We start from the raw sequence: 12343 nt of genomic DNA, 5'->3' as shown, positions 1-12343 counted from the left end.
CAGCGATAAAAAAACGAGTTTACGAGTCTAGGTTCAGGGGAACCATTTTGCCGTGGGTCGTCAATTTAAATTGAACGCCTCGCCAAGTCACTGTCCGTTGACAAAAGGCCAAGGCCCAAAAAATGATAGCCAGGGCCTCGCGCAGGGGTAACCAGGGCAGGGCCTGGATACTTTCCCAGTCCTTTAGTTGCCAGGCCACACTTAGAGCGCTTAAGATTCGCAGGGCTAGGGTCACGGCCAAAATCGTCCAACTGAGAGCATCCCCTTGGCGCAGGGCTACCAGTAGCAGAGCAAAGGGAACCGCTTTAATGATAATCGTGGCGGCAAAGCCCCAGGGCCGGGCCAGATAGGTATTTTGATCCCAGTAGACTTGATGGCGCCACCAATCGCGGCTATTAGCCAAGTCCACCACCGCTTCAATGAAATAGGGTAGGAGCACAAGCTGTTGATCATTCGTCCAAACTCGGCGGCCCAGTTCAAAATCCTCTACTAGATAATCTGCTAAGCTAGCCAGGCCACCTAGTGCCTCCAGGGTAGAACAACGCAGGGCCAGGGACGGGCCCAAACAGGCCTTAGAGGCCCCTGTCACTTCCGCAAAAAGAACACTGGGCATAAAGTCGGTATTAATAGCCAGGAGTTCCAGTTTTTCAAACCAGCGTTCGGCCTGAATTAATTTGAAGGGCGTGCAAACGCAACCGACCTGGAGGTCGGCCAAGGGAGCCACGATGGTTTTGAGATAATCGGGACGCACAACAGTATCGCTATCACTGATGACCAAGACCTCATGGCGGGCCTGGGTCAGGGCCCCCAGTAGATTATTCACTTTGCCATTGGCCCCGGCCTGAATGTTTTCAACAACGACGGTGACTTTCTCTGGGCCAAATTCAGCCTGGAGTTCCTGTAACAACGGCAGGGCCGGATCCTGGGGGTCTTGGACAGCGTAAATAATTTGATAGTCGGGGTAGTCCTGCAGGGCCATGGAACGGAGATTAACCTTCAGATCCTTTTCTAGGCCCCGGACGGGCTTCAGTACCGTCACCGGCGGCTGAAAATCTGATGCCGACAAAGGGCGGGCCAAAAACCGTTGAGTGGTGAAGGGCGTGAGCAACGAATAGGCCCCTCCTCCCAGGATGGGCAGAAGACAGAGTAGGGAGAGGGCATCAACGGGATTTAGCAAAGAGGCAAGCTCCTAAAACACGACACAAGGATTCAGTAAACCCAGAGATTGTACTAACTGACGCAGCAGTTTAGACATCAAGTGCAATGAGAAAAACCCCCAGGCCAATGATGGAACTGCCCAGCCACCGTTCGGGGGTAATGTGTTCCCGCAGGATAAACCGGGCTCCCAATAGGCTGACACCGTAGCCCAGGGCCGTCGCTGGCCGCACCAGGCTAATATCCGCCCAACTGAGTAGGGAAATAAAGCAAACAAAAGCGATGGCCTGGCAACTAATCCCGCCTAGAATCCAGGGATGACGGAGGATACGACTGATAAACCCTAGCACGGCTCGGGGAGAATTCAGGGCCAAGGGGCCAATGCGTTTCATTCCTTGAGTTACTAGGAGATCACCGCAGGAATCCGCCAAGACCACCAGCAAAATCCCCAGCCAAACCTTGGACAGGGATAAACCCAGGGGAAAAGCCAGGAGCCAGGAATTAGGACGGGGTCGGTTGGACTTACGGGTAGAGGCGACTAGCGGTGGGGCCGATGATATTCCCAGAGCTTGGGATTGCTGTTTTTGTCGCTGACGTTCACTCTGGAAAACCACGTAAACGCCCAGGGCAATTAGGAGGGTGGCAACCCAGCGCAGAGCAGACACATGTTCGCCAAGGATGAGCCAGGCCAAGCAGGCATTGAGGAGGTAACTAGAAGCCAAGAGGGGCAAAACCAGGCTTAAATCCAGACGGGAAACAGCCACCAGATAGAGCAGAAGTGAACAGGCCAAGGTGGCGACCCCCAGCACAATCCAGGGACTAGTGAACAGATAGGCCAAGAGGGCCAGGAGGGCCGGCCCTTGATAGCTGGTGATAGGGCCAAATAACTTCATGCCTCGACTAAGCCAGATGTCTCCTAACACTTGGGTCATGACAATTAGGGCCAACAGGGTTAGGGTTTTGGGATTAAGGGTCGAGGTAGGGGTCACAGGTTCAGAGGGTTAGGACTTTTGGGCAATGGTCAGGGGCGGACGTTTCTTAAACAGACGCAAAACAGAGAGAGCCATCTGGGAAAGGCGGGGTAACAAACGAGGTTGTAACAACTGGGAATCAAAGCGGGCCATGCGCTGGTGGTTTTCCTGCAAACAAATCTCAAAAAATAATTCGGAGGTCAGGTCATCCATGAAGTGACGGGCCTCGGTAACGGTAAAGGAAGTGCTTTCCCCCGCCGTAGCGGCACCGCCGAAGGTTTTGGCTAAGTTATTCAAAGCTCTGCCATAGTGCCATAGACTATTCAGTCCCCGCAACCAATCGGGCTGGCCCTGGTGACACTGACAATAGGTTAACCAGTTGATAAAGAAGACGATATGCCGGGCTTCTTCATCGAGGATTGGGTCAAAAATCTGAAACATAGCCTCCGGCAAATACTGGGCCTGGCGAGCAATGCCAAACATACCGAAGGCAAAAAAGGAATCGAGGCATTCCTCAAAACCAAAATCGATAAAAGCCGTTTCTACCGGGGCCGGGACGGGAGACTCAGGGACAGGCGGAATTTCAATGCCGTAATGCTCAATCAGAAAGGCCACCAGACGGGCGTGGCGTTGTTCTTCTTGGCCCTGAAGGGTAATAGCCTGGCGTAGCCAAGGATCAACTTGGCTTTGGGCAAAGGCTGTCACCATGGCCCCGGCTCTCTGTTCTGTTACCAAAGCCTCTCGCCAGAAGGGAATACTGCGGAGCTTTTCGAGATCCTGGCCCTTAAGGTCGGGCCAAGGCAGGTTTTCGGGTTCGTAGTCTAGGTAACTGTCGAGGAAGCTACGACAAAATAACAGCTTGTGGTCTTCACTACCGAGGCGCATAGGGAATTGGCAAGGGAAATGGGGACAAAAGTTAGCCCAAAAGGCCCTGTATTAAAAGGATTGGTGCTAATTTTGAGATTGAAATTTTCAAATTTTAACCGATCTCCAATTGTCTAGACTGCTATGCCGGAAATCCAAGCCTCAGCGATTGAATCCGTAGATGTTGCCGTTGTAGGGGGAGGCATTGCTGGGGTAGCCATTAGTGAATACATAGCCCGCCATAGTACGTTGTCCATAAGACTCCTCGAACAACAAGACCAACTCGGAGCGGGTTCTTCCGGCAAATTAGAGGGCTGGTTCCACAGTGGGGCTCTCTATTCGGGGCAGGATGACGGCCAAACCTTTATGAACTGCGTTAACAGTTTAGAAGACTTGATTAACGGCTATAGCCCCTATTTTGGCCACCGCTGCAATGTTGGTTTAGTGGAGGCGGCCACCGGTTATTTTCAGCCCCAAATTCAGGCCCATCCGGAAGGCTGGTTTAATCCCAATCCAGTTTATTTAATCCATCCCCGCCAGCAGGCCCCCGAACTTCACCTCTCCGGCCTGAAGGGGGAACAGGTGCAGATGCAACTCCAACTCAAGCGAGTTCTGGGCCGTTTAGAAATGGCCTACGGCCGGGGTCACAACTGGTTGCATCAAGACCAATGCCAGGCTCCGAGCTATGCCCAGGTGGAAAATTATGAAGGTCTTGCCTGTACCCTACTAGCTAATCCGGCACCTCTCCAGCAACTTTGCCAAGCGTTTGACCAATCCTTTGGTTTTGGGCCAGGGGACTACGCTCTGATTCGCAGTCTGGATTGCGCGATGGATACCTACGCCATTTTGCGGGACTGTGTAGCTAGCGCCCTGGCCCTGGGGGTAACGATTGAAACGGGCATTCAGCTCGAAACCTTGAATAGCGACCGCTATGGCCCGGTGCGCCTCAAAAGTCTGGTGTATCGTACCGGAACAGGACAACGTAAACATCTCAAGGCCCAGGCCTTTATTTTTGCAGTTGGGGCCGGTTTCGGGTCAATTTTAGGGGAATTGCAGGTGCGGGCCCGCCTTAAACAAAGCCGTAGTGCCATGATCGTGGCCTATCCGGCTCTGAGTGATCTCAATTTTGTACGGATGTCCACCAAAAACCGCTTCCACTTCAACCATTTTGTCCAATCCCCCCAACGGGAGGAAATGACCCTGAGCTATTCCATGCTGGCCAACTCCGGCTATACCAACGGTGATAACCTAGAGGCAATGGATATTGAACCCCTGTTGGATGCGGCAGAGCGCTATTTTGGCAGAGAAAACCTCTACCGCCGCCACCTCTACAGTTACGACTGCATTAAGACGGAATTTGTTAGTGATGATGAGCAAAAGCGTCGCTACAGTTATTGGATTGAAGCCGATCCCCAGAGCAACTATCTTTGCGTTTTACCAGGTAAATTTTCTTTTTTTCCCACAGTGGCCCTGCAGGCTTTTCGACAACTCAAAACACTGGTTTCTCTGCAAGAACGTCCTTCCCAAACCACCTTTAGGACTTCATCAGAGACCTTGGCCCAAGCCGCGGCCCTGGTAGCGCTTCCTTACCCCCAGCAAATTCTCGCCAAGTTTTTACCGCTAACGTCAGTGCTTTAGTCCCCTATTTTCAGTGAAGACAGCAAGAAGGTTATACTAACGGGGTGCTTAACAAGATCGACTATTTCTTGGCCATGGTACTGGAACAATCTGCTCCGCCCTTCACCTCAACTCAACTACTTTCTCGGCTCCAGATAGCCCAGGAGCGTCGCCAACGATTGGGCCAGTCCCCCATTCCCCCATTGCTCGTCACCAGTCTATCCCTGCCCGTTCAAGCGCCGACCTCCCAACTCACCACCCTACCACCGCTCCGGCTCACGGTTGGAGAATTCCTCACTACGCCGGTTCCCCCCGTTAATGAACTCCAAGACAGAATCACCTATATTACCGGCTTTCTTCAGAATGCGGCCGCCCGCGCCCAAGTCCGAGAGCGTTTGGCCCAACGCTTTGAACAATTTCCCTACAATTCCCTGAAGCTCTTCCAGACATCTCTGCTGAAGGCGTTTAATCTGATTTTCCGGGATCAGCGGGAGGTCAATGCCAACCTACTAGCGGCCCTACAGGAGGCCCTGGGCCTCGTACAGAGAACGACGGAGCAATTGCAATCCCTACGCCAACAAACCCACCGCGATCTGACCCATGTAGGCAATGTTTTTCAGGATTTGATTGGCCAGATTAATTACCTGAGTCAACTCCAGAATCGTAATTTTGATCTCCACAAGTGGCATCTCTACGAGGCAGACACTCGTCAACAAAAGCAGGGACGACAATTAACAGAGTTAACCGGTCAAGTTAAGCAACTGGAGCAACAAGTAGCAGGGGGAGAAATGCTGGCAGACCAGAGCCAGTACCGCCTGGATCTGCTCCAGAATCAGGTGGAGGCCCTAAGCCAACAACTCCAGGCCCAAGAAGAACGATATGGCCAAGAAATTCAACTTCTCCGTCAGGAACTCCAACGGATTCAGAACCCAGTCTCTTCAGCAGGGGAATCCTCTCTACCGCAGGCTTTGGATCTAGATGCTCTCTATCTGGCCCTCGAAGACCGTTTTCGGGGTAATCCCGCTGAAATTCGCCAGCGCCTTTCGATCTATCTCCCCTTTTTGGCCCAGGTTCCTGGATTGGGGACAGGAGAAGATATCATCCTAGACTTGGGTTGTGGCCGGGGGGAATGGCTGGCCCTCGTCAACGCTCAAGGCTATCAGGGCCGGGGTATTGATCTGAACCATCAGGCCGTTAAACACTGCCAAAAACAAGGCTTCAACGTTATCACCGGGGAGGCCCTGGCCTACCTTCAAACCTTAGAAAATTCTGAGATAGCTGTCATTACCAGCTTTCATGTCATTGAGCATCTTCCGTTTCCGACCTTGGTGCAGTTGCTTCAAGAAATCCATCGGGTTTTACGGCCCGGCGGCCTGTTAATCTTGGAAACCCCTAATCCGGATAATCTGCTAGTCGGCAGTCGTGATTTTTATCTGGATCCCACCCATCGTCAGCCTCTTCCCTCCCTCACAACTCAATTTCTAGTCGAACAGGCCGGTTTTTCTGCTGTCCAAATTCTGCCCTTGAACCCTTCCAGCAACCGGCGCCTTTCTGAGGAGAGTGACCTAGCTCGTCGCTTTAATCAGTATTTTTATGGGCCAATGGATTACGCCATTATTGCTTCTAAATGATTACTAATTGACACATATGCGACTGATTATTGCGACAACCCAAGCCCCCTTCATCCGGGGGGGAGCAGAAATCCACGCTGAAGAATTATGCCAGGCCCTCGGGCAGGCCGGCCATGAGGCGGAAATTGTTGCGATTCCCTTCTTTGACTATCCCCCGGAGCGAATTCTCGACAGTATGCTGATGTGTCGTCTCCTCGACCTATCCAGCTCCTACGGTAAGACAATTGACCGCGTGATTGCCTTGAAATTTCCTGCTTATCTCGTTTCCCATCCCTGCAAGGTGCTCTGGATTTTACACCAGTACCGCCAGGCCTATGAACTTTGGGATAACCCGATCTTTGAAGCTTTGGAAAGTGGCCCCTTGGGAGATCAAATTCGGGACAGTGTAGTTCGGGCCGATAACCACGCCTGTGCCGAGGCCCATGCCATTTTTAGCAATTCCCGCAATGTAGCCAAGCGCCTCAAGGCCTTTAATCAGGTGGACTCACAACCCCTCTACCATCCTCCCAAGGATGCCGACCGTTTCTACTGTGAACCCGAGGAGGGTTACTTTTTCTTTCCTAGCCGCATGAACTCGATGAAGCGTCAGGATTTGATCCTTGAGGCTCTGGGCAAAACCAGTCATCCTGTCAAGGTCGTTTTTGCGGGAAAAGCAGAAGGCAATTTTAATGCCATTCTTAAACAAAAAGTGGAGCAACTCGGTCTTGGAGAACGGGCCCTGTTTGTGGGCTCCATCACTGAACAGCAAAAACTGGAGTACTATGCCAAGGCCCTGGGAGTGATCTATCCGCCCTTTGAGGAAGATTATGGCTACGTGACCCTGGAGGGGATGCTGGCCGCTAAACCCGTACTCACCTGCCAGGATTCCGGAGGCCCCTTAGAGTTTATTGAAGACCGTCAGACTGGCCTAGTGGTGGAGGCGAATCCCCTTGCTCTCGCCAAGGCGATGGATGAACTTTGGGAAAATCGAACTTGGGCCACCCAGTTGGGGCAAGCCGCTCGAGCTCGCTATCAGGAATTAAACATCACTTGGTCTAACGTTATTCAGAAACTGCTCGCATGAAAATAAACTGGTTTTCGCCCCTACCACCCGCCAAGACAGACATTGCGAACTACAGCCTTCGACTCCTTCCCTCTCTACAGGAACATAGTGAGGTCACGCTCTGGACGACGGATCCTGATTATGAGCCCCCGCTTGAAGGCCTGGCATCGGTGGAGGTCTATCGTCCTGACGATCTTCCCTGGCGGAAAATTCACCTAGGGGATATTAATTTTTACAATATCGGCAATAATCGGCAATTTCACCAAAGTATTTGGCAAATAAGCCAGTATTGTCCGGGAATTGTTATTCTCCACGATTGGAATTTATACGGTCTCTTTAGTGAAATTTACAAGGCTCACCCCGATTTGAGGGACTATTTTCGTCAGCTTTTGTACTATTATGAGGCAGAGGCTCCAGCAACTCTAGACTGCTTTGACGGCAAGGTCGTCCCCACTCCGGAGCAAGTGGAGCAATTTCCTCTCACGGCTTTGGCCCTGAGGAGTGCCAAGGGAGTGATTAGTCATAGTCGCTATGCCTACCAAAGACTGTTGGATCAAAATCCTTCCCTGACAGGTTATGTGCCCTTACCCTACGCGGCCCCGGCTTCGTCCGTCCCTAAGCCCCAGTTATCTCCCCCCTACTCCTTGATTATTTTTGGCTTCATTAGTAAGAATCGTCACCTGGATCGAATTCTTGAGGCCTTGGCCCAGTTCCCCCAGCGCCAGGCTTTTCGGCTCGATATCTACGGTGAACTGTGGGATACTCAGGGGATTCAAGACCAGATCAAGGCCCTCAGCCTAGAAGATTTTGTGACGGTACGAGGCTTTGTCCCGGAAGTCGATCTCGAAGCGGCCCTGGCAAAGGCGGCATTGGCCTTGAATTTACGCTATCCCACCATGGGAGAGGCGTCGGCCAGTCAACTCCGCATCTGGAGCCATGGCCTTCCTAGTTTAGTGACTCCCATCGGTTGGTACGGCCAACTTCCGGAGCAGACCGTCGGCAATGTCCGCTTGGGCCAGGAAATCGAAGATATTCACTACCATCTCCAGTCCTATCTAGATCATCCGGAAACTTACCAATCCATGGGAGTAGCAGGTCAGGCCTGGCTAGTCGAACACCATGATCCCCGTCAATGCGCTGAGGCGATATTGGCCTTTGCTAAAGGTGTTCATCAAGGCCCTCTCTATCCGACGGTGCAATACTTGACGGAAAAGATTATTGAGACCCAATGGCCCTGGTTAAACCCCCAGGAAACCCCTCTCAACCAAGACTCCCTGGCAGCCGCCCTCCATTTCTTGACCCACTGACCTCCCATCTTGACGTTATTGCGCCCGCTGTGATGCCTATCCCCCCTGATGCTGTACTACCGAAAGTTGTCATTGATGGGGTTTTTTTCCAAATTAATCAGCAGTCGGGCATTGCCCGGGTTTGGCGGTCTCTCCTACAGGTCTGGGCCCAGCAGGGAAAAGGCGAACGGTTTGTCATCCTAGACCGTGAGGGAAGCATGCCTCGCATACCAGGTTTTGAGTATTATTCTTTAGCAGCCTACGATTACCAACAGGCCCCCCAGGATTCGGCCCAGATCCAGGCCATTTGTGACCAGGTTGGAGCGGATTGCTTTATATCCACCTACTACACCACTCCCCTCACAACCCCTTCTCTGTTCTTAGCCCACGATATGATCCCCGAAGTCCTGGGGATGGATCTGAGTCTGCCCTGTTGGCGGGAAAAGGCCTACAGTATTTTGCACGCTAGTCGCCATTTGGCGGTTTCTCACAATACCGCCCGCGACCTAGTTGCCCATTTTCCTCACCTATCCCTAGCGGATGTTCTGGTAACCCCCTGTGGCTTAGAGCCTCGTTTCCGGCCGGCTAGCCCCGAAGCCATTGCTGACTTTCGACAGCGGTACAACCTAACAGGCCCTTTTGTGGTGCTGGTGGGGGAGCGCATTGGTATCAATCACTATAAAAATGCCATTACTTTTTTTTCGGCCCTGGCCACGCCAGGCTTTGACTTTCCTGTCGGGATCGTTTGTGTGGGGGGGAAGCCGGAATTGGAGCCGGAATTGGCGGCGTTAGTTCCCCATCTGCCAGTACAAGTTCTAGCCCTTGCTGATGCAGAGCTTGGCATTGCCTATTCGGCCGCCTTGGCCCTGATTTATCCTTCTTGCTACGAAGGCTTTGGCCTGCCGATCTTAGAAGCGATGGCCTGCGGCTGTCCGGTCATTGCGGGTTGTCATTCCTCGATTCCTGAGGCCGGGGGAGCCGCTGTGTACTATCTTGATGTCCTCAATCCGCAGGCTTGGTGCCAGGCCCTTACAGATATTCAAAAGACGGAAGTCCGTCAGGCCTTAATTCAAGCAGGTTTTCGCCAGTCCCAAAAATTTAGTTGGGTTGCCATGGCTGATAGCATTAGTCACTGTTTGCTTGAAACCCACCAGGGCCTTAAACAAGGCCAATTTTCTGCTCCACCTCAATTTTGGCCCGCTTTTCGTCAACAACAACACCATCTCCAGAGCTTGACCCAGCAATTGGCCCAGAGCCAGGCCCGCCTCCAGCAAAGCGAACAGGCCCTCCAGCAAGTCCAGACCCAATGCCAACAACTCCAGGCTCAATGCCAACAAGCCCAAGGAGAGTTGACGGCGATTAAAGAGAGTCGCTGGTGGCAACTGCGTGAGGCCTACGGGCAAATTAAGACCCGATGCTTGGGGGCCAGAAGTGACGCTGGCATTGACGTAGGGACGGGAGTGACTATAGTAAAGAAATGTAAACCTATCTTTTACAAACCCTCCACAACCATGGCTGACCTGCAACCGACCAAAGTTCCCCAAACCGAAGACCCCAAGTTTGGCTTTAATGATTATGCTGAGCGCCTGAATGGTCGGGCGGCGATGATCGGCTTTTTGCTGATTTTAGTGATTGAGTATCTCACTGGCAAAGGCGTTTTAGCCTGGCTGGGCCTGAAATAGTCAAGGACAAGGCGCAATGATACAATCAGGAACGCCCTAACCCCTCTTTCTTCGTCGCTCCCATGGCCTCTCAATTGTCGTCCCTCGCTCCCCTAAATTTTCCCCTGACGGCGATTATTGGCCAGGAAGCTATTAAGCTAGCTCTACTCCTGGGGGCCATTGATCCCGGCCTAGGGGGCGTTGTGATTGCCGGACGACGGGGAACGGCAAAATCTGTGATGGCCCGGGCCCTTCATGCTCTGCTCCCCCCCATTGAAATTCTCAAGGGCAATCGTTTCCACTGTGATCCCCAACACCCTGACCAGTGGGATGACCAGACCTTGGCCCAATCTGCGGGCCAGGCCTTAGACACCCTACCCACGGAAGTTATTCCTGCCCCCTTTGTCCAAATTCCCTTGGGCGTGACGGAAGACCGACTCTTGGGTTCAGTGGATGTAGAAGCGTCTGTCCAGCAGGGGGAAGCTATTTTTCAACCCGGTCTGTTGGCCCAGGCCCACCGAGGGATTCTCTACATTGACGAAATCAATCTCCTCGATGACGAAATTGCCAACCAACTCCTCACGGTACTAACCGAGGGCCGTAACCAGATTGAACGGGAAGGTATTAGTTTTCAGCATCCCTGCCGGCCGCTGCTCATTGCCACCTACAATCCTGAGGAAGGCCCCCTCCGGCCCCATCTACTAGATCGCATTGCCATTGCCCTTTCGGCTGATGGGGTTCTGGGCCTGGATCAACGGGTGGCGGCGGTGGAACAAGTTTTAAGCTATGCTAATAGCCCCCGTGCCTTTCTACAGCAGTACGACACGGAACTGGATGATCTGAAAACCACCATTATTTTGGCCCGAGAATGGCTCAAGGAAGTCAGCCTAACGCCGGAACAAGTCGCCTACCTCGTAGAAGAAGCCATTCGGGGTGGCCTCCAGGGCCATCGGGGAGAACTTTACGCTCTACGAGTGGCAAGGGCCATTGCGGCCCTGGATGGTCGTAATGTGGTCAATGCCGACGATCTACGCCAAGCCGTGCAGTTGGTGATCGTGCCCCGGAGTGTGCTGGTGGATCAACCCCCACCGCCAGAGCAACCGGCCCCTCCGCCTCCGCCGGAATCCCCGCAGGATGAAACGGAACAGGATCAAGAGGAAGAGGAGGAAAACCCCGAAGAACCCGACCAAGAACCGCCCAGTATTCCCGAAGAATTCATTTTTGACGTGGAAGGGGTGAGCCTAGACCCCAGTGTGCTTTACTTTGCCCAAATGGCCCAGCGCCAAGGCAAGTCGGGCAGTCGGGCCAAAATTTTTTCCGAAGACCGAGGCCGGTATCTTAAACCAATGCTCCCCCGCGGTAAAGTCCGCCGCATTGCTGTGGATGCCACCCTCCGGGCCGCCTCGCCCTACCAAAAGGCCCGCCGCTTACGCCAGCCCGACCGCAAAGTGATTGTTGAGCAGGGGGATATTCGTTCTAAACGTTTAGTGCGCAAGGCCGGGGCCCTGATTGTCTTTGTGGTAGATGCCTCGGGTTCCATGGCCTTAAACCGGATGCAGGCCGCCAAGGGGGCCGTCATGCGACTCCTCACCGAAGCCTACGAAAACCGTGACCAAGTAGCCTTAATTCCGTTCCGGGGCGAGCAGGCTGAAGTTCTTCTCCCGCCCACACGCTCCATTGCCATGGCCAAAAAACGATTAGAAACTCTCCCCTGTGGGGGGGGGTCTCCTTTATCCCATGGTCTAACTCAAGCCGTCCATGTAGGAATGAATGCCAAACTGTCGGGAGACATTGGCCAAGTCGTGATTATTGCTATTACCGATGGCCGAGGGAACATTCCCCTAGCCCGTTCTTTGGGAGAAACGAACCCGGAGGGAGACAAACCCGACATCAAAGCCGAGCTGCTAGACATTGCGACGAAGATACGCGGTGTTGGGATGCAACTATTGGTGATTGATACCGAGAAAAAATTTGTCTCCACTGGCTTCGGGCGGGAATTGGCCCAAAAAGCGGGGGGTAAATACTACCAGTTACCCAAGGCCACGGATCAGGGTATTGCCATGATGGCCCGTCAGGCCATTGCTGATATGAAATAGGCCCTAAAAAGCTTAATTAA

9 protein-coding genes and 1 pseudogene are annotated in these 12343 nt (G+C 52.9%); 7 read left to right on the top strand and 3 right to left on the bottom strand.

The window, feature by feature from the left end; all coding sequences use genetic code 11:
- Positions 1 to 19: 19 nt before the first annotated feature.
- From hpnI to ABXS88_RS01115, 3 genes are all read right to left on the bottom strand, one after another.
- The gene (gene hpnI, locus ABXS88_RS01125) at positions 20 to 1177 is read right to left on the bottom strand and encodes a bacteriohopanetetrol glucosamine biosynthesis glycosyltransferase HpnI (RefSeq protein ID WP_353673365.1); all 1158 of its coding nucleotides are present in this window, start codon (positions 1175 to 1177) and stop codon (positions 20 to 22) included.
- Between the two features lie 70 nt (positions 1178 to 1247).
- On the bottom strand, positions 1248 to 2144 hold the full coding sequence (locus ABXS88_RS01120; protein WP_353673364.1) for a hypothetical protein: 897 nt from the start codon (positions 2142 to 2144) through the stop codon (positions 1248 to 1250).
- A gap of 12 nt (positions 2145 to 2156) precedes the next feature.
- Entirely contained in the window at positions 2157 to 3011 is an 855-nt protein-coding gene (locus ABXS88_RS01115) for a ferritin-like domain-containing protein (protein ID WP_353673363.1), read from the bottom strand.
- Between the two features lie 123 nt (positions 3012 to 3134).
- Between ABXS88_RS01115 and ABXS88_RS01110 the strand changes: the two genes are divergently transcribed.
- The 7 genes and pseudogenes from ABXS88_RS01110 to bchD all read left to right on the top strand — a co-directional run bounded on the left by ABXS88_RS01110 (position 3135) and on the right by bchD (position 12323).
- Positions 3135 to 4628: an FAD-dependent oxidoreductase gene (locus tag ABXS88_RS01110; protein ID WP_353673362.1), complete on the top strand. Its 1494-nt coding sequence runs from the start codon at positions 3135 to 3137 to the stop codon at positions 4626 to 4628.
- A 74-nt stretch (positions 4629 to 4702) separates the two neighbouring features.
- On the top strand, positions 4703 to 6238 hold the full coding sequence (locus ABXS88_RS01105) for a methyltransferase domain-containing protein (protein WP_353673361.1): 1536 nt from the start codon (positions 4703 to 4705) through the stop codon (positions 6236 to 6238).
- A 16-nt stretch (positions 6239 to 6254) separates the two neighbouring features.
- A complete protein-coding gene (locus ABXS88_RS01100; RefSeq protein WP_353673360.1) occupies positions 6255 to 7301 on the top strand; it encodes a glycosyltransferase family 4 protein in 1047 nt (348 codons plus the stop codon).
- Positions 7298 to 8587: a glycosyltransferase gene (locus tag ABXS88_RS01095; RefSeq protein WP_353673359.1), complete on the top strand. Its 1290-nt coding sequence runs from the start codon at positions 7298 to 7300 to the stop codon at positions 8585 to 8587. The genes ABXS88_RS01100 and ABXS88_RS01095 overlap by 4 nt, the downstream gene beginning before the upstream one ends.
- A pseudogene (locus ABXS88_RS01090) lies at positions 8509 to 9633 on the top strand (glycosyltransferase); the annotation flags it as partial. The gene ABXS88_RS01095 and the pseudogene ABXS88_RS01090, both read left to right, overlap by 79 nt.
- Positions 9634 to 10077: 444 nt before the next feature.
- The gene (locus tag ABXS88_RS01085) at positions 10078 to 10248 is read left to right on the top strand and encodes a chlorophyll a/b-binding protein (RefSeq protein WP_353674852.1); all 171 of its coding nucleotides are present in this window, start codon (positions 10078 to 10080) and stop codon (positions 10246 to 10248) included.
- Positions 10249 to 10310: 62 nt separating this feature from the next.
- A complete protein-coding gene (gene bchD, locus ABXS88_RS01080) occupies positions 10311 to 12323 on the top strand; it encodes a magnesium chelatase ATPase subunit D (protein ID WP_353673358.1) in 2013 nt (670 codons plus the stop codon).
- Positions 12324 to 12343 lie beyond the last annotated feature (20 nt).

This window comes from Synechocystis sp. LKSZ1 (genome assembly GCF_040436315.1).
Taxonomy (GTDB): domain Bacteria; phylum Cyanobacteriota; class Cyanobacteriia; order Cyanobacteriales; family Microcystaceae; genus Synechocystis.
Note: the sequence above shows the minus strand (reverse complement) of the source record. Positions and strands in the feature narration are given on the sequence as shown.

Coding starts and splice junctions, on each gene's coding strand:
- ABXS88_RS01095 (WP_353673359.1), top strand. CDS start 7,298: ATGAAAATAAACTGGTTTTCGCCCCTACCACCCGCCAAGACAGACATT.
- ABXS88_RS01100 (WP_353673360.1), top strand. CDS start 6,255: ATGCGACTGATTATTGCGACAACCCAAGCCCCCTTCATCCGGGGGGGA.
- ABXS88_RS01110 (WP_353673362.1), top strand. CDS start 3,135: ATGCCGGAAATCCAAGCCTCAGCGATTGAATCCGTAGATGTTGCCGTT.
- ABXS88_RS01085 (WP_353674852.1), top strand. CDS start 10,078: ATGGCTGACCTGCAACCGACCAAAGTTCCCCAAACCGAAGACCCCAAG.
- ABXS88_RS01105 (WP_353673361.1), top strand. CDS start 4,703: ATGGTACTGGAACAATCTGCTCCGCCCTTCACCTCAACTCAACTACTT.
- ABXS88_RS01115 (WP_353673363.1), bottom strand. CDS start 3,011: ATGCGCCTCGGTAGTGAAGACCACAAGCTGTTATTTTGTCGTAGCTTC.
- bchD (WP_353673358.1), top strand. CDS start 10,311: ATGGCCTCTCAATTGTCGTCCCTCGCTCCCCTAAATTTTCCCCTGACG.